The 25,227-nt window shown below is 67.9% G+C and carries 27 protein-coding genes; 21 read left to right on the forward strand and 6 right to left on the reverse strand.

Annotated features, from left to right (window positions below):
• From AU185_RS03270 to AU185_RS03305, 8 genes are read left to right on the forward strand one after another with little or no spacing between them, the layout of a single operon-like run.
• On the forward strand, nucleotides 1-1,128 hold the full coding sequence (locus AU185_RS03270; protein WP_059100184.1) for a histidinol-phosphate transaminase: 1,128 nt from the start codon (nucleotides 1-3) through the stop codon (nucleotides 1,126-1,128).
• Complete coding sequence (hisB, locus tag AU185_RS03275; RefSeq protein WP_059100068.1) at nucleotides 1,125-1,751, forward strand: imidazoleglycerol-phosphate dehydratase HisB; 627 nt, start codon at nucleotides 1,125-1,127, stop codon at nucleotides 1,749-1,751. The genes AU185_RS03270 and hisB overlap by 4 nt, the downstream gene beginning before the upstream one ends.
• A 5-nt stretch (nucleotides 1,752-1,756) precedes the next feature.
• The gene (hisH, locus tag AU185_RS03280) at nucleotides 1,757-2,377 is read left to right on the forward strand and encodes an imidazole glycerol phosphate synthase subunit HisH (RefSeq protein ID WP_059100185.1); all 621 of its coding nucleotides are present in this window, start codon (nucleotides 1,757-1,759) and stop codon (nucleotides 2,375-2,377) included.
• Between the two features lie 5 nt (nucleotides 2,378-2,382).
• The gene (gene priA, locus AU185_RS03285) at nucleotides 2,383-3,135 is read left to right on the forward strand and encodes a bifunctional 1-(5-phosphoribosyl)-5-((5-phosphoribosylamino)methylideneamino)imidazole-4-carboxamide isomerase/phosphoribosylanthranilate isomerase PriA (protein WP_082683717.1); all 753 of its coding nucleotides are present in this window, start codon (nucleotides 2,383-2,385) and stop codon (nucleotides 3,133-3,135) included.
• The gene (locus tag AU185_RS03290) at nucleotides 3,136-3,951 is read left to right on the forward strand and encodes an inositol monophosphatase family protein (protein ID WP_059100069.1); all 816 of its coding nucleotides are present in this window, start codon (nucleotides 3,136-3,138) and stop codon (nucleotides 3,949-3,951) included.
• Complete coding sequence (gene hisF, locus AU185_RS03295) at nucleotides 3,951-4,733, forward strand: imidazole glycerol phosphate synthase subunit HisF (protein WP_059100070.1); 783 nt, start codon at nucleotides 3,951-3,953, stop codon at nucleotides 4,731-4,733. Before AU185_RS03290 ends, hisF begins: the two co-directional genes overlap by 1 nt.
• A 28-nt stretch (nucleotides 4,734-4,761) precedes the next feature.
• Nucleotides 4,762-5,106, forward strand: a complete 345-nt coding sequence (hisI, locus tag AU185_RS03300; protein ID WP_059100071.1) for a phosphoribosyl-AMP cyclohydrolase — start codon at nucleotides 4,762-4,764, stop codon at nucleotides 5,104-5,106.
• The gene (locus AU185_RS03305) at nucleotides 5,103-6,014 is read left to right on the forward strand and encodes an alpha/beta fold hydrolase (RefSeq protein ID WP_156425377.1); all 912 of its coding nucleotides are present in this window, start codon (nucleotides 5,103-5,105) and stop codon (nucleotides 6,012-6,014) included. Before hisI ends, AU185_RS03305 begins: the two co-directional genes overlap by 4 nt.
• 22 nt (nucleotides 6,015-6,036) lie before the next feature.
• On the opposite strand, the gene AU185_RS03310 is transcribed toward AU185_RS03305, so the two are convergent.
• Entirely contained in the window at nucleotides 6,037-6,219 is a 183-nt protein-coding gene (locus tag AU185_RS03310; RefSeq protein WP_059100072.1) for an LLM class flavin-dependent oxidoreductase, read from the reverse strand.
• Between the two features lie 104 nt (nucleotides 6,220-6,323).
• On the opposite strand from AU185_RS03310, the gene AU185_RS03315 reads away from it, so the two are divergent.
• Nucleotides 6,324-6,935 carry a dienelactone hydrolase family protein gene (locus AU185_RS03315; protein WP_059100073.1) on the forward strand — a complete coding sequence of 204 codons (612 nt, stop codon included), beginning with the start codon at nucleotides 6,324-6,326 and terminating at the stop codon, nucleotides 6,933-6,935.
• Here the strand turns inward: AU185_RS03315 and AU185_RS03320 are convergent.
• Together AU185_RS03320 and AU185_RS03325 are read right to left on the reverse strand one after the other, a co-directional pair.
• Nucleotides 6,932-7,732, reverse strand: coding sequence for an ABC transporter ATP-binding protein (locus AU185_RS03320; RefSeq protein ID WP_059100074.1), 801 nt, complete (start codon nucleotides 7,730-7,732; stop codon nucleotides 6,932-6,934). The two genes, AU185_RS03315 and AU185_RS03320, sit on opposite strands and share 4 nt — an antisense overlap.
• Entirely contained in the window at nucleotides 7,729-8,193 is a 465-nt protein-coding gene (locus AU185_RS03325; RefSeq protein WP_059100075.1) for a peroxiredoxin, read from the reverse strand. The genes AU185_RS03320 and AU185_RS03325 overlap by 4 nt, the downstream gene beginning before the upstream one ends.
• A 67-nt stretch (nucleotides 8,194-8,260) precedes the next feature.
• Between AU185_RS03325 and AU185_RS03330 the strand changes: the two genes are divergently transcribed.
• From AU185_RS03330 to AU185_RS03385, 12 genes are all read left to right on the forward strand, one after another.
• Nucleotides 8,261-8,980 (forward strand): phytanoyl-CoA dioxygenase family protein, encoded by a 720-nt coding sequence (locus AU185_RS03330; protein WP_059100076.1) that lies wholly within the window; start codon nucleotides 8,261-8,263, stop codon nucleotides 8,978-8,980.
• A 3-nt stretch (nucleotides 8,981-8,983) separates the two neighbouring features.
• Nucleotides 8,984-10,510, forward strand: a complete 1,527-nt coding sequence (locus AU185_RS03335) for an anthranilate synthase component I (RefSeq protein ID WP_059100077.1) — start codon at nucleotides 8,984-8,986, stop codon at nucleotides 10,508-10,510.
• Nucleotides 10,507-11,097, forward strand: a complete 591-nt coding sequence (locus tag AU185_RS03340; protein ID WP_059100078.1) for a TIGR02234 family membrane protein — start codon at nucleotides 10,507-10,509, stop codon at nucleotides 11,095-11,097. Before AU185_RS03335 ends, AU185_RS03340 begins: the two co-directional genes overlap by 4 nt.
• 77 nt (nucleotides 11,098-11,174) lie before the next feature.
• On the forward strand, nucleotides 11,175-11,993 hold the full coding sequence (gene trpC / locus AU185_RS03345; protein WP_059100079.1) for an indole-3-glycerol phosphate synthase TrpC: 819 nt from the start codon (nucleotides 11,175-11,177) through the stop codon (nucleotides 11,991-11,993).
• Between the two features lie 3 nt (nucleotides 11,994-11,996).
• Nucleotides 11,997-13,256 carry a tryptophan synthase subunit beta gene (gene trpB / locus AU185_RS03350; RefSeq protein WP_059100080.1) on the forward strand — a complete coding sequence of 420 codons (1,260 nt, stop codon included), beginning with the start codon at nucleotides 11,997-11,999 and terminating at the stop codon, nucleotides 13,254-13,256.
• Complete coding sequence (gene trpA / locus AU185_RS03355; RefSeq protein ID WP_059100081.1) at nucleotides 13,253-14,041, forward strand: tryptophan synthase subunit alpha; 789 nt, start codon at nucleotides 13,253-13,255, stop codon at nucleotides 14,039-14,041. The genes trpB and trpA overlap by 4 nt, the downstream gene beginning before the upstream one ends.
• Nucleotides 14,038-16,668 carry a prolipoprotein diacylglyceryl transferase gene (gene lgt, locus AU185_RS03360; RefSeq protein ID WP_059100082.1) on the forward strand — a complete coding sequence of 877 codons (2,631 nt, stop codon included), beginning with the start codon at nucleotides 14,038-14,040 and terminating at the stop codon, nucleotides 16,666-16,668. Before trpA ends, lgt begins: the two co-directional genes overlap by 4 nt.
• Nucleotides 16,669-16,731: 63 nt before the next feature.
• Nucleotides 16,732-18,180 carry an HNH endonuclease signature motif containing protein gene (locus AU185_RS03365; protein ID WP_059100083.1) on the forward strand — a complete coding sequence of 483 codons (1,449 nt, stop codon included), beginning with the start codon at nucleotides 16,732-16,734 and terminating at the stop codon, nucleotides 18,178-18,180.
• 188 nt (nucleotides 18,181-18,368) lie between these two features.
• Nucleotides 18,369-18,776, forward strand: coding sequence for a TM2 domain-containing protein (locus tag AU185_RS03370; protein ID WP_059100188.1), 408 nt, complete (start codon nucleotides 18,369-18,371; stop codon nucleotides 18,774-18,776).
• Nucleotides 18,766-19,176, forward strand: coding sequence for a DUF2752 domain-containing protein (locus AU185_RS03375; protein WP_059100084.1), 411 nt, complete (start codon nucleotides 18,766-18,768; stop codon nucleotides 19,174-19,176). The genes AU185_RS03370 and AU185_RS03375 overlap by 11 nt, the downstream gene beginning before the upstream one ends.
• A gap of 78 nt (nucleotides 19,177-19,254) precedes the next feature.
• Nucleotides 19,255-20,673 carry a pyruvate kinase gene (gene pyk, locus AU185_RS03380; RefSeq protein WP_059100085.1) on the forward strand — a complete coding sequence of 473 codons (1,419 nt, stop codon included), beginning with the start codon at nucleotides 19,255-19,257 and terminating at the stop codon, nucleotides 20,671-20,673.
• A gap of 18 nt (nucleotides 20,674-20,691) precedes the next feature.
• Entirely contained in the window at nucleotides 20,692-21,558 is an 867-nt protein-coding gene (locus AU185_RS03385; RefSeq protein WP_059100086.1) for an acyl-CoA thioesterase II, read from the forward strand.
• Nucleotides 21,559-21,563: 5 nt separating this feature from the next.
• Here AU185_RS03385 and AU185_RS03390 read toward each other — a convergent pair whose 3' ends face one another.
• The 3 genes from AU185_RS03390 to cydD are packed head-to-tail and all read right to left on the reverse strand — an operon-like array spanning nucleotide 21,564 to nucleotide 25,223.
• Nucleotides 21,564-22,193: a DUF4190 domain-containing protein gene (locus AU185_RS03390; protein WP_059100087.1), complete on the reverse strand. Its 630-nt coding sequence runs from the start codon at nucleotides 22,191-22,193 to the stop codon at nucleotides 21,564-21,566.
• Complete coding sequence (locus AU185_RS03395; RefSeq protein ID WP_059100088.1) at nucleotides 22,190-23,680, reverse strand: ATP-binding cassette domain-containing protein; 1,491 nt, start codon at nucleotides 23,678-23,680, stop codon at nucleotides 22,190-22,192. Before AU185_RS03395 ends, AU185_RS03390 begins: the two co-directional genes overlap by 4 nt.
• Entirely contained in the window at nucleotides 23,673-25,223 is a 1,551-nt protein-coding gene (cydD, locus tag AU185_RS03400) for a thiol reductant ABC exporter subunit CydD (protein WP_059100189.1), read from the reverse strand. Before cydD ends, AU185_RS03395 begins: the two co-directional genes overlap by 8 nt.
• Between the last annotated feature and the right edge of the window lie 4 nt (nucleotides 25,224-25,227).

The following is a 25,227-nucleotide window of genomic DNA, read 5'->3' on the forward strand; positions in this document are numbered from 1 at the left end:
TTGCCCGGTGCCGGTGTGACGCTCGACGATCTTCCGTTGCGTGCGGACTTGCGCGGCAAATCGCCTTACGGTGCACCGCAATTGGACGTCCCGGTGCGGCTGAACACAAACGAGAACCCGCACCCGCCGACGCAGGCGCTCATCGACGACGTGACGGCGTCGGTCGCTGCGGTCGCCGGCGACCTGCACCGCTACCCGGACCGCGACGCGGTGGCGCTGCGCACCGACCTGGCGACCTACCTGTCGGCGCAGACCCGAACCCGTATTGGTGTCGAAAATGTCTGGGCGGCAAACGGTTCCAATGAAATACTGCAGCAACTCCTGCAGGCCTTCGGCGGGCCCGGCCGCAGCGCGATCGGGTTCGTGCCCTCCTACTCGATGCACCCGATCATCGCCGACGGCACCCAGACCGCATGGCTGGTGGCCAACCGGGCCGACGACTTCGGCATCGACATCGACGTCGCCGTCGCGGCCGTCACCGAGCGCAGCCCCGACATCGTGTTCGTCGCAAGCCCGAACAACCCGTCGGGACAGAGCGTTCCGCTCGACGAGCTACGTCGGCTGCTCGACGCCATGCGCAGCGGCATCCTCATCGTCGACGAGGCGTATGGCGAGTTCTCGTCGCAGCCAAGCGCGGTGCACCTGATCGAGCAGTACCCGACCAAGCTCGTCGTCACCCGCACGATGAGCAAGGCGTTCGCATTCGCCGGCGGCCGGCTGGGTTATCTGATCGCCGCGCCCGCGGTGGTCGAGGCGATGCTACTGGTCCGGTTGCCATACCACCTGTCGTCGGTGACCCAGGCCGCCGCGCGTGCCGCGCTGCGCCATGCCGATGACACGCTCGGCAGCGTCGCCACCCTCATCGCCGAACGTAACCGCGTCTCAGCGGAGTTGTCGGACATGGGGTTTCGGGTGATCGACAGCGACGCCAACTTCGTGCTGTTCGGCGAATTCGCCGATGCGCCCGCCACGTGGCGGCGCTACCTCGAGGCGGGCATCCTGATCCGCGACGTCGGTATCCCCGGTTATCTGCGCGCCACCACCGGTTTGGCCGAAGAGAACGACGCGCTGCTGGCCGCCAGCGCTCACCTGGCCGCGACAGAACTGACCCCTGTAGGAGCATCGTGACTCAACCCCAACCCGCACAGCGTCGCTCGAAAATCGAACGCAAGACCAAGGAGTCCGACATCGTCGTCGAACTCGACCTCGACGGCACCGGCCGGGTGCACGTCGACACCGGTGTGCCGTTCTTCGACCACATGCTCACCGCGCTGGGCAGTCACGCGAGCTTCGACCTGACGGTGCGCGCCAAGGGTGACATCGAGATCGAGGGCCACCACACGATCGAGGACACCGCGATCGTGCTGGGGCAGGCGTTGGGGCAGGCGCTGGGCGACAAGAAGGGCATCCGCCGGTTCGGCGACGCGTGGATCCCGATGGACGAGACGCTCGCGCACGCCGCGGTCGACGTGTCGGGCCGGCCGTACTGCGTGCACAGCGGCGAACCGGATCACATGCTGCGCTTCACGATCGCCGGCTCACAGGCGCCGTACCACACCGTCGTCAACCGGCACGTGTTCGAGTCGCTGGCGATGAACGCGCGCATCGCCCTGCACGTGCGCACCCTCTACGGTCGCGACCCGCACCACATCACCGAAGCTCAGTACAAGGCCGTCGCCCGCGCACTGCGACAGGCCGTCGAGTACGACCCGCGGGTCAGCGGCGTGCCGTCGACGAAAGGCACGCTGTGACGGGGATTTCGCCGAAAGTCGTCATCCTGGACTACGGCTCGGGGAACCTGCGGTCGGCCCAACGCGCGCTGGAGCGAGTCGGCGCCGACGTCACCGTGACCGACGATGCCGATGCCGCGATGAACGCCGACGGCCTCGTGGTCCCCGGGGTCGGCGCGTTCGAGGCGTGCATGGCGGGTCTGCGCAAGATCGACGGGCCGAAGCTGATCGCCGACCGGGTGGCCGCGGGCCGTCCCGTGCTCGGCGTCTGCGTCGGCATGCAGATTCTGTTCGCCCGCGGCGTGGAATTCGGTGTGGAGACCACCGGTTGCGGTCAGTGGCCGGGCGCCGTGGTGCGACTCGATGCGCCGGTGATCCCGCACATGGGCTGGAATGTCGTCGACACGCCCCAAGGCAGCACGCTGTTCGCCGGAATGGACCCGGACACGCGGTTCTACTTCGTGCATTCGTATGCCGCCCAGCAGTGGGAGGGCGACCCGGCGGCGAAGCTGACGTGGGCGACCCACCATGTGCCGTTCCTGGCCGCGGTCGAGGACGGGCCGCTGTCGGCGACGCAGTTCCACCCGGAGAAGAGTGGCGACGCGGGTGCCGCGTTGCTCGCCAACTGGGTGAAGGCATTAGGTTGACCGACGTGCCGGAGCGATTGATTCTTCTTCCCGCCGTCGACGTGGTCGAAGGCCGCGCTGTGCGTCTGGTGCAAGGCCGGGCCGGCAGCGAGACCGAGTACGGCTCGGCGCTGGAGGCGGCGCTGACCTGGCAGCGCGACGGCGCGGAGTGGATCCACCTCGTCGACCTCGACGCCGCGTTCGGCCGGGGCAGCAACCGCGAGCTGCTCGCCGAGGTGGTCGGCAAATTGGACGTGGCCGTCGAGTTGTCCGGCGGAATCCGCGATGACGACTCGCTGTCGGCGGCGCTGGCGACCGGCTGCGCCCGGGTGAACCTCGGCACCGCGGCGCTGGAGAACCCCGAGTGGTGCGCCAGGGCGATCGCCGAGCACGGCGAGAAGGTGGCGGTCGGGCTGGACGTGAAGATCGACCCCTCCATGCCTGGCGGCGGATTCCGACTCCGCGGCCGCGGCTGGGAGACAGACGGAGGCGACCTGTGGGAGGTGCTGGAACGGCTTGACCGGGAAGGCTGTTCGCGTTTCGTCGTCACCGACGTCACCAAGGACGGCACCCTCAACGGGCCGAACCTCGAACTGCTCTCGAAGGTGAGCGAACGTACGAACGCACCGGTGATCGCGTCCGGCGGGGTGTCGAGCCTCGACGACCTGCGGGCGATCGCCACGCTGACCGACCGCGGTGTCGAGGGCGCGATCGTCGGAAAAGCGTTGTACGCCGGTCGATTCACGCTGCCGGAAGCGTTGGCCGCGGTGGAGCGGTAGATGGCGCTGAACGTGGCCGATCTCGACGCATTGGTCGCCGAGGCCGCGCAGATCCTCGAAGACGCCGCCAAACCGTTCATCGAGGGGCACCGCGCCGATTCGGCCGTGCAGAAGAAGGGCAACGACTTCGCCACCGAGGTGGACCTCGCGATCGAACGCCAGGTGGTCGAGGCACTCACCAGCCGCACCGGAATCGAGGTACACGGTGAGGAGTTCGGCGGCGCGGACCTGAATTCGCCGCTGGTGTGGGTGCTCGACCCGATCGACGGCACATTCAATTATGCCGCGGGCTCGCCGATGGCCGCGATACTGCTCGGCCTGTTGCGCGACGGGGAACCGGTCGCCGGATTGACGTGGGTGCCGTTCACCGGTGAGCGGTTCACCGGGGTCGTCGGTGGACCGTTGCGCAGCAACGGTGTCGAGCAATCCGCCTTGAAACCCGCGGACCTGTCGGACTCGGTCGTCGGGGTCAGCACGTTCAACGTCGACTCCCGCGGCAGGGTGCCCGGGCGCTACCGACTGGCGGTCATCGAGAGCCTGAGCCGCAAATGCTCGCGGATGCGCATGCACGGTGCCACGGGCATCGACCTCGCTTACACGGCGGCTGGAATTCTCGGCGGGGCAATCAGTTTCGGTGGCCACGTGTGGGACCACGCCGCGGGTGTGGCGTTGATCCGCGCAGCCGGTGGAGTCGTGACCGACCTCGCCGGCGCCGACTGGACCGTGAACTCGCCATCGGTGCTCGCCGGCGTGCCCGGCGTGCACGGCCAGCTGCTGGATCTGCTGCGCGCGGTCGGCGATCCCGGGGACTTCTGATGGACGCGAAGGACCTGGCTGTACGGATCATCCCGTGCCTGGACGTCGACGACGGCCGGGTGGTCAAGGGCGTCAACTTCGAAAACCTCCGCGACGCAGGCGATCCGGTGGAGTTGGCGGCGGCCTACGACGCTGAGGGTGCCGACGAACTGACGTTCCTCGATGTCACCGCGTCCTCCTCGGGGCGAGCCACCATGCTGGAGGTCGTGAAGCGGACCGCCGAGCAGGTGTTCATCCCGCTGACGGTCGGCGGCGGGGTGCGCTCGGTCGCCGATGTCGACGTGCTGCTGCGCGCGGGTGCGGACAAAGTCGCCGTCAACACCGCGGCGATCGCCCGACCCGAACTGCTCGCCGAGTTGGCGCGCCAATTCGGATCCCAGTGCATCGTGCTGTCGGTCGACGCCCGCACCGTGCCGCAGGATCAGGAGCCGACACCGTCGGGGTGGGAGGTCACCACACACGGCGGGCGGCGTGGCACCGGAATCGACGCCGTCGAGTGGGCCACCCGCGGAGCCGAACTCGGTGTCGGCGAGATCCTGCTGAACTCCATGGACTTCGACGGCACCAAGGCGGGTTTCGATCTGCCGATGATCGAGGCGGTGCGCGGGGCCGTCAACGTCCCGGTGATCGCCAGCGGAGGCGCCGGTGCGCCCGAACATTTCGCGCCCGCCGTCGTCGCCGGAGCGGATGCCGTGCTGGCCGCCAGCGTGTTCCACTTCCGCGAGCTCACCATCGGCCAGGTGAAGGCGGCGATGGCCGCGGAAGGGATCGTGGTGCGGTGATGAGCGCTCGCACGAGGAACGGACGGCCATGACTCTCGACGCCGACATCGCTTCGCGGCTCAAACGCGACGCCAACGGATTGATCACCGCGGTCGTGCAGGAGCGGGACACCGGACAGGTCCTGATGGTGGCGTGGATGGACGACATCGCGTTGGCCCGCACGCTGGAAACACGTCGGGCGACCTACTATTCGCGGTCGCGCCAACAGCATTGGGTGAAAGGCGAAACGTCGGGACACACCCAGTACGTGCACTCGGTGCGGCTGGACTGCGACGGCGACACCGTGCTGCTGGAGGTGGACCAGGTCGGCGCGGCCTGCCACACCGGCGAGCACTCCTGCTTCGACGCCGACCTGCTGCTGGGGGCGGAGTGACCGAAGTAGATCGGGCGGTCCCCGTCGAGATCGAGGGGTCGGGAATCGAGCCGCCCGTCGACCCGCGGGTGCGTCGAGCGTTCTGGTGGCTGGAGCGCTTCGCCCCCGGTATCGGGTCACGGTGGGCGGTCGAGCTGTGGTGCACGCCGCCGGTCATGGAGTCGAACCTGAAAATGCCGCCCGGCGTCGCGCTGGGCGAGCCACTGGAAGCGTTTTGGGACGGCCATCGGGTCGTGGGGGAATCGTGGGGTGAGGGCCCGCCGGTGTATCTCGTGCACGGCTGGGGCGGGCGGCGCCCACACCTGGGCATGTTCATCAAACCGCTCGTCGATTCCGGTCATCGGGTGATCGCGTTCGACCTGCCCAGCCACAACGAGTCCGACGCGGGGGCGCTCAAACCCGGTCGCACGACGGCCATCGAGTGCGCGAAAGCGGTCGAGGCGATGATCCGCGAACACGGCGCGGCACGCGCTGTCGTCGCCCATTCGCTCGGCGCGAACGCAACCACGTTCGCGATCGCTTACGGCGCGAAAGTCGAGCGGCTGGTCTATTTCGCGCCGATGGGCGAATTCCCGCTCTATCTGGATTTTTTCGCCAAGCGTCACGGCTTCGGCCCGCGCATCCGTGCCGGCCTGCACCGGCGGCTGGAACGCCGCATCGAGATGGCGCTGTACGAGACCAACATGACCGTCGTCGGTGCCCGCACGGGTTATCCGCCATTGTTGGTCATCCATGATCCCGACGACCCGGACACGCCCTACGAGACGAGTGAGCGGGTCGTCGAGTCATGGCCGGGCGCGAGATTGATGACCACCAAAGGCCTGGGCCGGTTGGCGCATTACCGGATTCTGCGGCACCGCCCCGCGATTCGCGCAGGTGTCGACTTCATCGGGCCCGCAGCGCCTTAGCTGCAGGCAGCAGCGAGCGCCTTCAGCTCGCGGACGCCGTCGCCATCTCGGATCGTTCGGTCGGAATCAACACCGCGGTACCCAGGCCGACACGTGACGTCCGCCGTGCGGCCAGCGTCAGGTGGACGAACGGGTCCTCCCACAACGGCGCGAAGTCGAAGATCCACACTCGCGAATAGCCCAGTGTCTCGGCCAGCACCGCCAAGTCGCAGAAATCCGGACTCGGTGGTAGCCCGCAGGAAAGCTCGACCGTCTTGGCTGCACAGTAGGCGATGTTTGGTGGGCACCGTCGGGTGTCAATCCCCAGGTATGGCCGAGTTGCTCGGCGACCTCGAAGTGCCCGCGAACGCCGCCGGACTCGTCGTGTTTGCGCACGGGACCGGGAGTTCGCGGTTCAGTCCGCGCAACCGGTTGGTTGCACAGGTGCTGCGGGACAAGGGGTTCGCCACGCTGCTGATCGACCTGCTGACCGAGGAGGAAGAGCAGACCGATTTGCGCACCGGCGAACTCCGGTTCGACGTCGGTCTGCTCGCCGACCGGGTGCTGTCGGCTCTCGACCGCATGCGCGCGCACGACGCGGTGCGGGGCCTGCCGGTAGGGCTGTTCGGCGCGAGCACCGGTGCCGCGGCCGCGATCATCGCCGCGGCGGGCGACGAATCGGTGCGTGCGGTCGTGTCCCGGGGCGGCCGCCCAGATCTGGCCGGCGACGCGCTGCGCGATGTGACGGCGCCGACACTGATGCTCGTCGGTGAGCGCGACACCAGGATCATGGCGGCCAATGAGCAGGCCAGTCGCGAACTGGCCGGCCCGCACCGCATCGTCGTGATTCCGGGCGCCACACACCTGTTCGAGGAGCCGGGGGCGCTGGAGCGCGTGGCCGCCCTTGCCGGCGACTGGTTCGCCGAACACCTGACGTCTTAGACGTCGATGATCCGAGTGGCCTTGGCGCGGGCGCCCCACCGGCCGTCGTGGTAGGTGACCGTCACCGGATGCGCGAATGCCTCGGTGACGTTGTCGGTGGTCACCGTCTGGCGGGCCGGACCGCTGGCCACGGTGCGGCCCTCGGCGATGAGCAGCGCATGCGTCGTCGTGGTGGGCAGTTCCTCGAGGTGGTGGGTCACCAGGATCGACGCCACCTCGGGGTGGGTGTCGTCGAGCGAATCCATTGTCTCGAGCAGTTGTTCGCGCGCGGCGACGTCGAGTCCGGTGCTGGGCTCGTCGAGCAACAGCAGCCGAGGATCCGAAATCAGTGCCCGCGCAATCAGAGTCCTGCCCCGCTCGCCCTGCGAAAGCGTCGGCCATACGGCGTCGGCCTTGTGCGACAGGCCCACCGCCGTCAGCATCGCGTCGGCGCGGTCGCGCTCCTCGTCAGTGGGGGTCCACCGCATCGGCAGGTCGATCGTCGCGGTGATACCGGTCAGCACTACCTCGCGGACTGTGAGGGAATACTGCAGCCGGTGGCGGGGATTCACGTGGCCGATGGAATGCCGCAGTTGCGCGAGGTCGACGCGGCCCATCTGCCGCCCGAGGATCCGCACGGTGCCGGTCGTCGGGAATTGCACTGCGGCGCAGAACCCCAGCAGCGTGCTCTTGCCTGCGCCGTTGGGACCCAGCAACGCCCAGTGCTCGCCGGCATTCACGGTCAGCGAGATACCGTCGATGATCTGCTTACCCTCGCGACGGAACGTCACATCGGCAAGCTCCAGAACCGGGGTCACGCCGACTGTCGTTGCCGCAACACGTCGAGGGCCTTGTCGGCGTGGCTGTCCATGCTGATCTCCGAGGCGATCACGGCCAGCACGGTGCGGTCGGTGTCGATGACGAAGGTGGTCCGCTTCACCGGCATGAACCTGCCCAACAGGCCTCGCTTGACCCCGAACTGCGTCGCGACGGCGCCGTCGGCGTCGGACAGCAGCGGATAGTCGAACCGCTCCTTGTCGGCGAACTTCGCCTGCTTGTCGACTGCGTCGGTGCTGATGCCGACCCGGCTCGCCCCGACCGCGGCGAATTCCGCCGCGAGATCGCGGAAGTGACACGCCTCCTTGGTGCAACCCGGCGTCATCGCGGCGGGGTAGAAGAACAGCACGATCGGCCCGTCGGCGAGCAACTCCGTGAGGCTTCGCAGCGTGCCCGTCTGGTCCTGCAGTTCGAACTCGGCAACTCGGTCACCCGTTTTCATGGGGGCCAGGCTACGCCGCATGAAAATCGTTGGTGCGGGAGCGTGTTTCCATGAGAGCCTCGGGCCGATGGTGGATCTCGGCGCGTTTCTCTGCGACGGCTTTGTGAAGCTCGAACGAGCAGCCCCCCGCGGTGTCGCCGACGCGGCGCGGGGCGCGCTGTGGCAACAGCTTGGACTGTCGCCCGACGAGCCCGACAACTGGGCCGAGCCGGTCTACTGGGCCGGCGACATGACCGGCGCGGGTCCGTTCGGCGAGTTGGCACGAAGCCCGACACTCGCCGCGGCGCTGGATCGCATCTGCGGTGCCGGCGGATGGTCGCCGCGCGGATCGCTCGGCAACATCCCGGTCCGGTTTCCTGTCTCCCCACCCGCCGACGACCGCGGTTGGCACATCGACGCCAACACGCCACGACCCGACGGCACATGGACGGTCACAGGACGCCCGCACACTGTCCTGGTGCTCACGCTGCTCTCCGACGTGGGTCCGGACGACGCGCCGACGCGGATCAGAGTGGGCTCGCATCGGGACGTGGCGCATGTGCTCGGCCCTGAGCCGGTCGAGCTCGCCGAGATGGGCCGCATCGTCGACGCGGCGAGCGCGGCTCGGCCCGTGATTCACGCGACGGGTGAGCCGGGCGACATGTACGTGCTGCACCCGTTCACCGTGCATGCCGCCGACGAGCACCGGGGCACCAAGCCGCGGTTCATGGCGCAGTCGCCGGTGGTACTGACCAGCCCACTGACGCCTGCGTCGTCCTCCGCACTGGCGCGCGTCTGGGACACTTGACCCGTGCAGACCACCGCCAGCCTCGCTGTGACGACTTCGCGCGAGGACTTCCGGGCACTGGCCGCCGAGCACCGCGTGGTGCCGGTGACCCGCAAGGTGCTCGCCGACAGCGAGACCCCGCTGTCGGCGTATCGCAAGCTGGCCGCCAATCGGCCCGGGACGTTTCTGCTGGAGTCGGCCGAGAACGGTCGCTCGTGGTCGCGCTGGTCGTTCATCGGCGCGGGAGCGCCGTCGGCGTTGACGGTGCGCGACGGCGAGGCCGTCTGGTTGGGCACCACGCCGAAGGATGCGCCGCAGGGCGGTGAGCCGCTGCAGGCCCTGCGCGCGACGCTGGAGCTGCTGAGAACCGAGCCGCTGCCCGGCCTGCCGCCGTTGTCGAGCGGGCTGGTCGGGTTCTTCGCCTACGACATGGTCCGGCGGCTGGAGAAGCTCCCGTCGCTGACCGTCGACGACCTCGGCCTGCCGGACATGCTGCTGCTGCTGGCCACCGACGTCGCCGCCGTCGACCACCACGAGGGCACCATCACCCTGATCGCCAACGCCGTGAACTGGAACGGCACCGACGAACGAGTCGACTGGGCGTACGACGACGCCGTGGCCCGGCTCGACGTGATGACCGCGGCGCTCGGCGAGCACCTCCCGTCGTCGGTGGCGACGTTCACCAGACCCGAGCCATTGCATTGCGCCCAGCGCACGCTGGAGGAGTACGGCGCCATCGTCGACAAGCTGGTGCGCGACATCGAGGCCGGGGAGGCCTTTCAGGTGGTGCCGTCGCAGCGTTTCGAGATGGACACCGACGCCGATCCGCTTGACGTGTACCGAATGCTGCGGGTGTCCAATCCGAGCCCGTACATGTATCTGCTCAATGTGCCCAATGCGGCTGGGGGACTGGACTTCTCGGTTGTCGGCTCCAGCCCCGAAGCGCTGGTGACGGTCAAGGACGGGCGTGCGTCGACGCATCCGATCGCGGGCACCCGCTGGCGCGGCCAGACCGATGAGGAAGACCTGCTGCTGGAGAAGGAGCTGCTGCACGACGAGAAAGAGCGGGCCGAGCATCTGATGCTCGTCGATCTCGGGCGCAACGATCTGGGCCGGGTTTGCCGGCCCGGGACGGTGCGGGTCGAGGACTACAGCCACATCGAGCGGTACAGCCACGTGATGCACATCGTGTCGACGGTGCACGGCGACCTGGCCGAGGACAAGACCGCGCTGGACGCGGTGACCGCCTGTTTCCCCGCGGGCACGTTGTCGGGCGCGCCGAAGGTGCGAGCGATGCAGCTGATCGAGGAGGTCGAGAAGACCCGTCGTGGACTCTACGGCGGCGTGCTCGGCTATCTGGACTTCGCGGGCAACGCCGATTTCGCGATCGCCATCCGCACCGCGCTGATGCGCAACGGCACCGCGTACGTGCAGGCGGGCGGCGGCGTCGTCGCGGACTCCAACGGCCCCTACGAGTACACCGAGGCGGCCAACAAGGCCCGTGCGGTGCTCAACGCGATCGCCGCCGCCGAAACCCTGACCGAGCCGTGATCAGGGCCGCCCAGCTCGGCCTGGTGCTCGCCGCTGCGGGCCTGTGGGTGGCGTCGCGGTTGACCTGGGTGGAGGTGACGTCGTTCGACGGTCTCGGCCAGCCGAGAACCGTCGCGCTGTCCGGCGGCACGTGGTCGACGGCGCTGGTGCCGCTTGCGGTGCTGCTGCTGGCCGCCGCGATCGCCGCATTGGCGGTGCGCGGGTGGCCGCTGCGGGTGCTGGCCGTGCTGGTCGCGGCGGCCAGCGCCGGAGCCGCCTACCTCGCGGTCAGCCTGTGGGTGATCGCCGACGTCGCCGTGCGGGCCTCGCACATCGCGGAGGCACCCGTTGCAGACCTGGTCGACACGCAGCGCCACTACGCCGGGGCGGTGGTCACGGTGGTCGCGGCGGTGCTGGCGCTCGCGTGCGCGGTGCTGTTGATGCGGTCTGCCAGCAGCGAGCGCTCCGGTGCGGCCCGGTACGCGCGACGCGTCGAACAGCCCGAGGAATCCGCTGAGGAGATGTCCGAACGCGCGATCTGGGACGCCCTCGACGAGGGCTCCGATCCGACCCGCGACCCCGCCGATCCGGACAACAAGGGCCGGTGATCACCGGTGGTGCGGTGGCGGCTACCCTTCGTGGTTGAAGATCGTTCGGCGTTGTCGGGGGAAGGGAAGCGGCACTCATGAGTTCGGCAACCGTGCTCGACTCGATCATCGAGGGAGTCCGCGCCGACGTCGCCGCCCGTGAAGCCGCCATCCCGCTCGCCGAAATCAAGGCCAAGGCCAAGGATGCAGCACCGCCGCTGGACGTGATGGCCGCACTGCGCGCGCCGGGCATCGCGGTGATCGCCGAAGTGAAGCGGGCCAGCCCGTCGCGTGGCGCGCTGGCGCCGATCTCGGATCCCGCGGAACTGGCCGGCGCCTACGAGAGCGGCGGGGCGCGCATCATCAGCGTGCTGACCGAACAGCGTCGGTTCAACGGCTCGCTCGAGGATCTCGACGCGGTGCGCGCCGCGGTGTCAATACCGGTGCTGCGCAAGGATTTCATCATCCGGCCGTACCAGATCCACGAAGCCAGGGCGCACGGTGCCGACATGCTGCTGCTGATCGTCGCGGCGCTGGAGCAACCGGTGCTCGAATCGCTGCTCGAGCGGACCGAGTCGCTGGGGATGACCGCGTTGGTCGAGGTCCACACCGAGGAGGAGGCCGACCGCGCACTGTCGGCCGGCGCCACCGTGATCGGTGTGAACGCCCGCGATCTCAAGACGCTGAACGTCGACCGGGATTGCTTCGCGCGCATTGCGCCGGGACTGCCGACCGACGTCATCCGTATCGCGGAGTCGGGGATTCGCGGCACCGCCGATCTGCTGGCCTACGCCGGTGCGGGCGCTGACGCTGTACTCGTCGGCGAGGGGCTGGTCACCAGCGGTGATCCGCGCAGCGTCGTCGCCGATCTGGTCACCGCAGGCACCCACCCGTCGTGCCCGAAACCAGCGCGTTGAGAAGTGGCCGATCTCGCCGGGCCTGAGCTGCCTCGTTCCAGCGCGGCCATAGCAGAGCCGACCGCCCACGATCCGGATGAGCGTGGCCACTTCGGGGTCTACGGCGGCAGATTCGTTGCCGAGGCGCTGATGGCGGTGATCGAGGAGGTCACCGCGGCCTACGAAAAGGCACGCGGCGATCAGACCTTTCTCGACGAATTGGACCGGCTGCAGCGCCATTACAGCGGCCGTCCCTCACCGTTGTACGAAGCCGAACGGCTGTCGGAGCATGCCGGTGGCGCTCGTATCTTCCTGAAGCGAGAAGACCTCAACCACACGGGATCTCACAAGATCAACAACGTGCTCGGTCAGGCATTGCTGGCCAGGCAGATGGGCAAGACACGGGTCATCGCCGAGACGGGCGCGGGCCAGCACGGTGTGGCGACCGCGACCGCGTGTGCGCTGCTCGGCCTCGAATGCATCATCTACATGGGCGCCGTCGACACCGCTCGCCAGGCGCTGAACGTGGCGCGGATGCGGTTGCTCGGTGCGACGGTGGTGTCGGTAGAGGCGGGCTCGAAGACCTTGAAGGACGCGATCAACGAGGCGTTCCGTGACTGGGTCACCAACGCCGACTACACCTACTACTGCTTCGGCACGGCTGCCGGACCTCACCCGTTCCCGACGATGGTGCGCGACTTCCAGAGGGTGATCGGGCTGGAGGCCCGCGCGCAGATCCAGGCGCAGGCGGGTCGGCTGCCCGACGCGGTGACCGCCTGTGTCGGCGGCGGGTCGAATGCGATTGGGATCTTCCATGCGTTCATCGACGACCCCCACGTGCGGCTGGTGGGCTACGAAGCCGCCGGTGACGGCGTCGAAACCGGCCGTCACGCAGCGACTTTCACAGGTGGCTCACCGGGTGCGTTCCAGGGTTCGTTCTCATACCTTCTGCAGGACGAAGATGGGCAGACCATCGAATCGCATTCCATCTCAGCGGGTTTGGATTACCCGGGGGTCGGACCTGAGCACGCTTTCCTCAAGGACATCGGGCGCGCAGAGTATCGGCCGATCACCGACACCGAGGCGATGGACGCGTTCTCGTTGCTCTGCCGCATGGAGGGCATCATCCCCGCGATCGAGTCCGCGCACGGGCTCGCTGGCGCAATTCAATTGGGCCGGGAACTCGGTCCCGGTTCGATCGTGTTGGTGAACCTGTCCGGGCGCGGCGACAAGGACGTCGAGACCGCGGCGAAGTGGTTCGGCTTGCTGGACGGTGCGCGGTGAGTCGGCTCGCTTCGTTGTTCGACGCCTGCCGTAGCGAGGGGCGCAGCGCGCTGATCGGCTACCTGCCGACCGGATTTCCGGATCTGCCGACTTCGATCTCGGCGATGACGACGCTGGTCGAAAATGGGTGCGACCTCGTCGAGGTCGGCGTCCCATACTCGGACCCCGGGATGGATGGTCCGACGATCGCGGCGGCCACCGAAGCCGCATTGCACGGCGGGGTGCGCGTGCGTGACTCACTGGCGGCGGTGGAGGCGATCAGCAACGCCGGAGGGCGGGCGGTGCTGATGACGTACTGGAACCCGGTCCTGCACTGGGGGATCGACGCTTTCGCCAGAGATCTGGCATCGGCCGGTGGGCTCGGGATGATCACCCCGGACCTGATTCCGGACGAAGCCGCCGAGTGGCTGGAGGCGTCGGAGGCACGCGGCCTGGACCGGATCTTCTTGGTGGCGCCGTCGTCAACGCCCGAACGGCTGGCGATGACGGTTCGCGCGTCGCGCGGGTTCGTCTATGCCGCATCGACGATGGGGGTGACCGGTGCGCGGGATGCAGTCTCTACGGCCGCACCTGAATTGGTGCGCCGGGTGAAGGCGGTCTCCGATATCCCGGTGGGCGTCGGCCTGGGGGTCCGGTCGGGACCGCAGGCCGCCGAGATCGGCGCCTATGCAGACGGGGTGATCGTGGGGTCGGCGTTGGTGTCGGCGCTGCAGAACGGTCTCGACGCGTTGGGAACGCTGACCGCCGAGCTCGCGGACGGTGTCAGGCAGAGGATTCCTGCGTGACGACGACATTCCTGGCCGCAATTCCAAGCCCGGCACAGGGCGTCTGGCAGATCGGCCCACTGCCTATTCGAGCATATGCGTTGTGCATCATCGTCGGCATCGTGGCGGCGTTGATCATCGGTGACCGGCGGTGGGAAGCCCGGGGCGGCGAGCGCGGAGTCATCTACGACATCGCCTTGTGGGCGGTGCCGTTCGGGTTGATCGGTGGCCGGCTCTACCACGTGATCACCGACTGGTGGCGCTACTTCGGCGACAACGGCGCCGGCCTGGCCGGGGTGTTTCGAATCTGGGACGGTGGTCTCGGAATCTGGGGTGCGGTCGCCCTCGGCGGTGTGGGCGCCTGGATCGCCTGCCGTCGGCGGGGAATTCCGCTGCCCGCGTTCGGCGATGCGATCGCGCCGGGAATCATTCTGGCGCAGGGGATCGGCCGAATCGGCAACTATTTCAACCAGGAGTTGTGGGGCAGCGAGACGACCCTGCCCTGGGCGCTGAAGATTTACGAGCGCAGAGACTCAGCGGGCATGGTGGACAACCTCAACGGTGTCTCGACGGGCGAAGTGGTCCACCTCGTCCATCCCACGTTTCTGTACGAATTGCTCTGGAACCTGCTGGTTTTCGCGGTTCTCATCTACGTCGACCGGCGATTCAAGTTCGGTCACGGCCGCCTGTTCGCGTTGTACGTAGCCGGATACTGCGTGGGCCGGTTCTGGATCGAGTTGCTGCGCGTCGACGACGCCACGATGATCGAGGGCGTCCGAATCAACTCGTTCACGGCGACGTTCGTGTTCATCGGTGCCGTCGTGTACATCATGGCCGCTCCGAAAGGCCGGGAGGACCCGGCGACGCTCAAAGGAAAAGCCCGCGAGGGCTGGTCGCCGGTCGGGGAAGTCACCGAGGATCTGGCCGCCGTCGCCGCGACATCGGGTGTGGTGGCAGCTGCCAAGGCCGCGGCCGCCGATAAAGACGACGACGAGAAGGGTTCGATCAAGGACATCTCGGCAGAGGAACTCGGCGCGGATGTCGCCGGTGTGCCCGCCGACGACCTCGAAGACGCCGAGGAATTCGCCGTTGAAGGTGACGACTCGGAGACCGCGGAGGCTGTCCTCGAAGCTGAAGCCTTGACTGCCGATGTGGCCGACGCCCCGGCCGAGGACATTCTCGAGGCGGAGGAGTTCGCCGAGGCCGGCGAGGGCGCTGATGTAGGTGGTGTCGGTGCCGTTGAAGGGGAGGAGGCCAGCGACGCGCTTGCCGATGCTTCGGAGGCGCACGGAGCTGCGGTCGAGGGCGAGGCTGAGGCCGAAGAACTGGTCGACGAGGTTGAGGCTGAAGGGGAGCCCGAGGCCGACGAGGGCGCGCACGAAGCGGTTGTCGCGAAGAGGCCGAAACCTTGGCCGAGAATGTGGCCGAAGCGACGGCGGAAGACAGTGCCGGTTGCCGAGGCGGGCGCCGACGAGGCGCTTGTTGGCAAAGCGGACGAGGGCGGGGACGCGCAAGCCGTCGCTGAGACTGAAGCCTTGACTGCAGATGTGGCCGAAGGGCCGGAGGCGGAGGACGGTGAGGGCGCTGACGTAGGCGGTGTCGGTGCCGTTGAAGGGGAGGAAGCCAGCGACGCGTTGGCCGATGCTTCGGAGGCGCACGACGTTGCGGTCGAGGGTGAGGCTGAGGCCGAAGAACTGGTCGATGAGGTTGAGGCTGCAGAGGAGCCCGACGCTGGCGCCGAGGCTGGTGCGGGCGCCGACGTTGGTGGTGTCGGTGCCGTTGAAGGGGAGGAAGCCAGCGACGCTCTGACCGACGCCGACGAGGCGCACCACGACGTCGCGGTGGAGGCTGATGCTGAAGAACTCGTCGATGAGGTTGAGGCTGACGAGGAGCCGGAGGCGGTCGTTGAGGCTGACGCCTTGACCGCAGATGTGGCCGAAGGGCCGGAGGCGGAGGCCAGTGAGGGCGCCGACGTTGGTGGTGTCGGTGCCGTTGAGGGGGAGGAAGCCAGCGACGCTCTGACGGACGCGTCGGAGGCGCACGACGTTGCGGCCGAGGGTCAGGCTGAGGCCGAAGAACTGGTCGATGAGGTTGAGGCTGACGAGGAGCCGGAGGCCGTCGCTGAGGCTGACGCCTTGACCGCAGATGTGGCCGAAGGGCCGGAAGCGGAGGCCAGTGAGGGCGCTGACGTAGGCGGTGTCGGTGCCGTTGAAGGGGAGGAAGCCAGCGACGCGTTGGCAGATGCTTCGGAGGCGCACGACGTCGCGGTGGAGGCTGAGGCTGAGGCCGAAGAACTGGTCGATGAGGTTGAGGCTGACGAGGAGCCGGAGGCCGCCGCTGAGGCTGACGCCTTGACTACGGATGTGGCCGACGCCCCGGCGGAAGACATTGTCGAGGCGGAGGCCAGTGAGGGCGCTGACGTTGGTGGTGTCGGTGCCGTTGAGGGGGAGGAGGCCAGCGACGCGTTGGCCGACGCCGGCGAGGCGCACGACGTCGCGGTCGAGGGTGAGGCTGAGGCCGAAGAACTGGCCGGTGAGGTTGAGTCTGACGAGGGGCCTGAGCCCAAGCCTGAGGAGTCAACCGCCGCGCCGACGGAGAGATCCGGCGGGCGGATGCGTCGCTGGCTGCGTAGTCGCCGCAACCGCTGATCCGGTCGGGTTTTCCCGGCAATTCCGAGACATCTGTCAGACGCTCCGAGTAATATCGAACATATGTTCGAAACCGTATCCGATTCGGAGCTGCTCACCTTCATGGGGGAGGAGACTCGTGAGGAGTCCGCGGCGATGGGGCGGCGGTTGGCGTCGGTCGGCGAGTTGTTTGAGCGGCGGAATCCGGGTTTCGAGTTGGCCGACTTGTGCGCCGTCGACTCCATGACCGCAGTGGCGGCCGAGATCTCGGCGGTGCAGAACATCAGCCATGCCCGCGCGGTCGGTCAGGTCGGGGTCGCGGTGACGTTGCGGAAGCGGCTGCCGCAGATTCTTCGACGGTTCTGCCGGGGAGTGATCGACTACCGGCTGGTGGCCACGGTCGTTGCGCGCACCGAGAACGTCGAAGACGACATCATCGCCGGCTTGGACGAAGCACTGGCCGGGCGGGTCGAAAAGTGGATGAAACTGTCGAAGAACAAGTTGCGCGATCGCATCGATTCGTTTGTCGCCGAATATGATCCGGCCGCCGTCCGGGTGCCGCCGGAGGTCGACGAGCACCGCTACGTCGAGATAACCCCGACCGACACCGCCGGAGTGGCCGCGGTAACGGGTTCACTGCACGCCGAAGTCGGGGCTGCGTTGGATCAGCGGTTGGATGCGCTTGCGGCCACGGTCTGCGACAAGGATCCGCGCACCAAAGAGCAGCGCCGCGCCGATGCCTGCGGGCCGCTGTCGCGCTTGGAGTCCAGGCTGGCTTGTGAGTGTGGATTAGACGATTGCCCGGCGGCTGAGCAACACGCAGCGGCTACCGCGGCGGTGGTGCACCTGCTCGCCGAACACGGCACCCTCGATGGGACCAGCGACAAGCCGGGCTATCTGCCCGGGTTCGGGGTGCTGCCGGCCGAATCGGTACGAGGCATCGCCAAGAACGCGCAGTTGAAGCCGGTGGTGCTGCCGCGCGCTGATGCGGTCGCCGACAACGGGTATCGGCCCAGCGCTGGGTTGACCGATTTCCTGCGGTGGCGGGATCTCACCTGCCGCTGGCCGGGTTGTGACAAGCCAGTGCAGCGCTGTGATGTTGACCATACGGTGCCTTGGCCGTACGGCCCGACTCATCCGTCGAACACCAAGCATTACTGCCGCACCCACCATCTGGTCAAGACGTTCTTGTGCGGGACAGGCGGGTGGTCCGACCGGCAATTGCCCGACGGCTCGATCGAGTTGATCGCGCCGACGGGTCATCTCTGGCGCACCGAACCCCATGGGGCGGCCATGTTTCCGGCGCTCGGGCAGTCGACGGGGCAACTCGAGATACCACCACGTAGTGAGCCTGACGACGGCGCCGACCGGTTGGCGATGATGCCGCGGCGCAGGCAAACTCGCGAGCAGGATCGTCGCGACCGCATCGACGCCGAACGCCGCCAACGCAGCGAACTGATCGCCGAAGAACAACGCCAACAGCAGCTACTCGCCGAAGCCCTCGCCCGCGACTGCGAACCTCCACCCTTCTAGGTGACGACGACGATCAGACGAAATCGTCAAAATATAAGAGCGGCAGCATCTTTGAAAGCGTGCACGTGCCCACTACGCAGTGTCCCGTAGCTGTCATTGCGGTCACTGCCGCGCCAATGGCACTTCCTATCGAGATTGGCGAGGTTTCCTACTGACCGGCCGCTGGTTCGTCTGGCATGCTGGGGGCCATGACTGAGCCGCAGTTCGGTGGCAGTGAGCATGGCAGCACGCCCCCACCGCCCCCGCAGCAGCCCGATTATCCGCCTCCACCCGGCCAGTACGGCCCGCCGCCAGGGGGCTATCCGCCCGTGTATGGCGATCCGACGGCCCCGTATGGCCGCCATCCGCTGACGGGTGAGCCGTACTCCGACAAATCCAAGACCATTGCGGGCCTTTTGCAGCTGATCGGCCTTTTCGGTGTGGTGGGTATCGGCCGTATCTACCTCGGCTACACCGGACTCGGCATCGCGCAGTTGGTGGTCGGCCTGCTCACCTGCGGCATCGGTGCCGTCATCTGGGGCATCATCGACGCCATCCTGCTGCTGACCGACCGGGTCCGCGATCCTCAGGGGCGCCCTCTGCGCGATGGCACCTAGCTCCGCCACGAGCCGCAAACGGCTGTACGGTGCGCTCGGAACGGGCGCCCTGCTGACAGGCGCGTTGGCTTACATCGGCATCGCCGATCCGCACCGCCCGAGCTTCCCCTTTCCGTCGTGTCCCTTCAACGCGCTTACCGGGCTCTACTGCCCAGGCTGCGGTGGCTTGCGGATGGCGCACGACCTGCTGCACGGCGACCTTGCCGCCGCGGTGGCCGACAACGTCTATCTGCTCGTGGGGCTTCCGCTGTTGTTGGGATGGCTTCTGATCCGATGGCGCCAAGACAAACCGTTGATGAATACACCGGCCACCGTCGTGATCATCGTCTCGATCGTGGCCTGGACGGTGGTGCGCAACCTGCCCGGATTCCCGCTGGTTCCGACCGTTCTCGACGGGTGACCCGCCAGCTTCGCCGGTGACTCCGCAAGCGCTTCGGGCTGCCCTCGACTGAATCGATAACGACTATGCTCGGGAGTCGTGAATAGGCGCGGGAAGATCGTCTGCACCCTCGGTCCGGCCACAGCCAACGAGGACGCTGTTCGTGCGCTTGTCGAGGCCGGAATGGACGTCGCGCGGCTCAACTTCAGCCACGGCGACTATCCCGATCACGAGGCGAACTACAAGCGGGTCCGGGCCGCGTCCGACGCAACCGGACGCGCCGTCGGCATCCTCGCCGATCTGCAGGGTCCCAAGATCCGGCTGGGCCGGTTCAAGGACGGGCCGACGTTCTGGGCCACCGGGGAGACGGTGCGCATCACCGTCGACGACATCGAAGGCACCCCCGACCGGGTGTCGACCACCTACAAGCGCCTGGTCGAAGACGCCACGGCCGGCGACCGGGTCCTCGTCGACGACGGCAACGTCGGCCTGGTCGTGGAACGCATCGACGACAACGACGTCATCTGCACCGTCACCGAGGGCGGTCCGGTCAGCAACAACAAGGGCATGTCGCTGCCCGGCATGAACGTGTCCGCCCCTGCGCTTTCGGAGAAGGACGTCGACGATCTCGAATTCGCGCTACGCCTCGGTGTGGACTTCGTCGCGCTGTCGTTCGTCCGCTCGCCGGCCGACATCGAACTCGTCCACGAGGTGATGGACCGTGTCGGTCGACGAGTGCCCGTCATCGCCAAGCTCGAGAAGCCCGAAGCCATCGACAACCTCGAGGCTGTCGTGCTGGCGTTCGACGCCATCATGGTCGCCCGCGGCGACCTCGGCGTCGAGCTGCCGCTCGAAGAGGTCCCGCTCGTACAGAAGCGTGCGATCCAAATGGCAAGGGAGAACGCGAAACCCGTCATCGTTGCAACACAGATGCTGGAGTCGATGATCGAGAACTCCCGGCCTACCCGGGCCGAGGCGTCCGACGTCGCCAATGCGGTTCTCGACGGCACCGACGCGGTGATGCTCTCCGGTGAGACGTCAGTCGGCAAGTACCCACTCGAAACCGTGAGAACCATGGCGCGCATCATCCACGCCGTCGAGGAGAACTCGGTGGCCGCTCCGCCGCTGACTCACGTTCCGAGGACGAAGCGCGGCGTCATCTCCTATGCAGCCCGCGATATCGGTGAGCGCCTCGACGCCAAGGCGCTGGTCGCCTACACCCAGTCGGGTGACACCGTGCGCAGGCTCGCGCGGCTGCACACGCCGCTGCCGCTGCTGGCGTTCACGTCGCTGCCGGAGGTCCGCAGCCAGCTGGCACTGAGTTGGGGCACCGAGACGTTCATCGTCCCGCACATCCAGACCACTGACGGAATGATCCGGCAGGTCGACAAGTCGCTGCTGGAGCTCGGCCGGTACAAGCGTGGCGACCTGGTGGTCGTCATCGCGGGCATCCCGCCCGGCACAGTAGGCTCCACGAATCTGATCCACGTGCACCGGATCGGGGAGGACGACGTCTAGACGTTGAGGAGGAAGCGCGTGTCAGGCTCCGCGGATTTCGACGAGCTGCTCGCGATACTCCACCTCCGGCAATCCGACGACGACATCTACATCGGCTCGCATCCCAGCAAGAACCCCGTGCGCACCTTCGGTGGTCAGATGATCGCCCAGGCGTTCGTGGCGGCCAGCCGTAGCCTGAAGCATCCGACGCCGCCGAGCGCACTCTCGGCTCACTTCATCGCCGGTGGCGACCCGGACAAGGATCTCGAGTTCCGCGTCGTACGGCTACGTGACGAGCGTCGGTTCGCCAACCGGCGGGTCGACGTGATGCAGGACGGTCAGCTGCTGACCACCGCCATGGTGTCGTTCCTGTCCGGCGGCCGCAGCCTGGAGCACGGCATCGCACCGCCTGAGCTGCCTGACCCGCAATCGGTTCCGCCGGTGGATGATCTGCTGCTCGGATACGAAGACGTCGTCCCACATTTCGTCAACGCGTTGCGGCCGATCGACTGGCGCTATACCAACGATCCGAGTTGGGTGATGCGCCGCAAAGGTGAGAAGCTGCCGCACAACCGCGTGTGGATGAAGGCGCTCGGGCAGATGCCCGACGACCCCGTATTGCACGCCGCCGCGCTGGTCTACTCGTCGGACACCACCGTGCTCGATTCGATCATCACCACCCACGGCCTGTCGTGGGGCTACGACCGGATCTTCGCGGTCACCACCAATCACTCGGTGTGGTTCCACCGGCCGGTGCGCTTCGACGAGTGGGTGCTGTACTCGACGTCCTCACCGGTGGCCGCCGACTCCCGTGGGCTGGGCACCGGCCACTACTTCAACCGCACCGGTCAGCCGATCGCCACCGTGGTGCAGGAGGGCATCGTCAAGTACTTCCCGGCGCGCTAGAGGGGCTACGGCGTGGGCGTCAACGTGACCGAGAATTCGTCCTCGACACGTTGCTGGAACTCCTCGGCGCACTGTTGCACGGCTTCCTGATCGTTGCCGGCGCGTGAGATGCAGTCGATGTAATCGGTGCCGCCCACCTGGTTGAATCCCCAGACGGCCAACCAGATCAGCACGATGGCTTCGATGATGCTCAAGAACCCGAGGACGATGCCGGCCACCGCCATACCACCGTTGGTGGCTTCGCCGCGTTTGGCCCTGCCCCAGCCGAGGAAACCGAGAATCACCGCGACGACGCCCAGCACGATGCCACCGAAGACGGACAACAGCGCGACGATCGCGATCACCAGCGACGCGATGCCGAGGCCGTTCTTCGGGGCGGTCGCCGGCGGGGGGTAACCGGGGTAGCCCTGCGGCGGAGGGGGATAGGTGCCGGGATAAGCCCCGTACTGCGGCGGAGGGGGCGGTGCCTGCGGGAAATTCGGAGGGGGCTCTTGCGGCGGATTCTGTGACGACGTGTGCTCAGGGTTTTGTGACGACGTCTGCTCAGGGTTCTGTGGCGACCCTTGCTCAGGATTCTGTGGCGACGTGAGTTCAGGGTTGTGTGGTGGCGTCTCGGGCTTGTCCGGTTCGCTCATGCCGATGAGGTTACTCCGCGGTCAGCGAAAATGAGGGTAGGACAGTCAAGGTGGTCGGGCAGATGGTGGGTCGCGACGACCACCGTGCGGTCGGCGGGGAAAAGCCCGCCGGGCGTGAGCAGTTCGGTCAGAATCTGGCCGGCATCGGCGGCGTCGAGGTGTTCGGTCGGTTCGTCGAGCAGCACCGTGGCGGCCGTGGTGAGAAGGGCACGCGCCAGCAGTAGTCTCCTGCGTTGTCCCGCGGATACGGCGGCCGACCCGCCGACGAGGACTGTGGACAACCCGTCAGGCAACTCGTCGAGCCACTCGCCAAGTCCGACGCGCCGCAGCGCGATTCGGATCTCATCGTCGGTCGCATCGCCGCGGGCCACCAGCATGTTGTCCCGCACGGTGGTGGCGAACAGATGCGCGTCTTCGGCGAAAAATACTGTGTTCGAGTGGGTTTCGGCCATCGACAGCAGCAGCGTGGTCTTGCCCGACCCGCTGGGTCCGATGACCGCGAGACGATCACCGGCCGCCAGCGGTACATGTGGAGCCGGCGGCCTGGTCCGTGCTGAATCGGTCGTTGTGGTCAATTCGGCGAGGCGACGAGCCGCGATTCGCGACCTGGTGAGCTGCACGGCAGCCGCGGGCAGTGCGGTGGTCGCCTCGAACGCCGACAGCGGCAACAGCATCAGGATCGCCAGAGTCGTCGGTGCAACAGAGTCGGCGATCGCGATCGCTGCAATCACGGCGCCGAGCACGCTGACGCCGATCGCCGCGGTCGACGCAGTGGCGGCCATCGCGGCGGGGGCGGCCGCGCGGTCTGTGGCTCGGCCCCAGTCGCGTTGTCGGTGATCGGAATCGGCGAGGATCGCGTCGAGGCGGCCGCTGACGCGAAGCTCCGGCGCATACTCGAGCGCGAGCATCACCGCCACGTCGCGGCCCGAATGATGTTGGGCGGCGACGGCTTCGGTGTCCGCGGCGGCACGGGCTGCCCACGACGGCGCGACGATGCCCGCCACCACGAGGCAGCATGCCAGGACGGCCGCCGCGGCGATCGACACGATGCCGATGCCAACGACGGCGGCCAGACCCAGCACCGCAGCCACGGCAATCGGCAGCACCGCGCGAACCACCACGTCGGCGAGATCGTCGACGGACGCGCCGATCCGGGCCACCAGCTCGCCGCTCGGCATTCGGGACACCGTGTCCGCGGGCGCTTCGGCCAGCCGCCGGTACAGCGTTTCGCGGGTGTCCGCCGCCGAGCGCAGCGCGGTGTCGTGGGCCGCCAGCCGCTGGCAGTAGCCCAGCACCCCGCGGGAGATGCCGAGCGCGCGGACCGCCACCACCGCGACGGTGAGGTCCAGCACCGGTGGCATCTGCCACGCCCTTGTGATCAGCCACGCCGAAATCGCGGCCAGCGCCAGGGCACTGCCCAGTGACAGCACACCGAGCAGCACGGCGAGCACCAGTCGCCCCAACCGAGGTCGCAATAGCTCACGCATCGACAAGGTCTCCCAGCGTCAGCACCCGATCGCCGATTGCGCGCACCGGATCGCGATGGCCGACGACCAGCACGGTGGCACCGGCCCGCGCCCTCGCGACGATCGCTTCGAGGACACGCGCCTCCATCGCCGCATCGAGGTGTGAGGTCGGTTCGTCGAGCAGCAGCACCGGCGCGGCCGAGCCCAGCGTCCGGGCCAACCCCAACCGTTGCCGCTGGCCGAGCGACAGCCCCGAGCCGTCGCGACCCAGCACCGTGTCCAGCCCGTCGGGGAGAATCGCCAGCACCGCGTCGAAACCTGCTGCGCGACAGGCACCTTCGATGTCCGGCAGCCGACCGAACAGCTCGAGGTTCTCCCGTATGCTGCCCGGCACCAGCACCGGACGATGTGGCAACCAGGCGATCTGGTCCCACCATGCCCGCTGGTCGAGGTCGCCGACGTCGATCCCGTCGACCGAAACCTGTCCCGGATGCAGCCCGAGGATCGTGTGCAGCAGAGTCGACTTGCCGGCGCCGTTGGGGCCGGTCAGCACCGTCACCCGACCCGGTTCCACATCCGCGTCGAGCGCCCCGATGTGGATGGTGGCGCCGGCCGCCCTGACGGTGGCGGTTCCCGCCGACCGGGCCGGCAGGGCGTCGAGAAGTCGAAATGCGGCGTCGGCGGCGGTCTTACCGTCCTGAGCGGCGTGGAACTCCACGCCCACCCGACGCAGCGGCCAGAACACCTCGGGCGCGAGCAACAGCGCGGTCAGCCCCGCGGTCAACGTCATCTCGCCGAACACCAGGCGCAGTCCGATACCGACGGCGACCAGTGCGACGCCCAAGGTGGCCAGAAGTTCGAGCACGAGCGCGGACAGAAACGCGATCCGCAGCGTGGCCATCGTCGAACGGCGATGTGCGGCAGCGAGTTCGGTGATGCGGTCGACAGATCCGTCGAGCCGTCCCAACGCCCGCAACGTGGGGATGCCGGCCACCAGGTCGAGCAGCCGTGACTGCAGTGTGGTCATCGCCGCGAGCGCCGCCTCGGAGCGGTCCTTGGTCAGCAGCCCGATCAACACCATGAACACCGGGACGAGCGGCAACGCGACCAGCACGATGAGCGCCGAGCGCCAGTCGACGGCCGCGATCACCAGCACCGCTGCGGGGGTGAGGATTCCCGCCAGGAATACCGCGGGCAGATACGCGGTGAGGAACGGCCGCAGACCGTCCAGGCCCCGCGTGACCAGCGCGGCCGCGGTGTCGCGTTCGACCGCGAGGCGCCGCGGCGGCAGCGCGGTGACCGCGCGAAGCACCTGGCCCGCCAGATCGGCGATGACGCGCGTCGCGCCAGTCGAGGCCAGCCGGCCCTGAAGCCAGTGCGCGAAGGTGCGGATTCCCCACAGCCCGAGCAGAAATGCGAGCGGGCCGGCCCAGTGCCGGATGTCGCGTGTTGCGGGTTCGGTGATCACGCCGGCGACGATGTCGGCCAGCACCACGGCCGCGGCGATCGTCGCTACGGTGATGGTCACTCCGCACATCACCGACGCGACCAGGTAACGCCGCATCGCC

Source organism: Mycobacterium sp. GA-0227b, assembly GCF_001499855.1.
Classification (GTDB): Bacteria; Actinomycetota; Actinomycetes; order Mycobacteriales; family Mycobacteriaceae; genus Mycobacterium.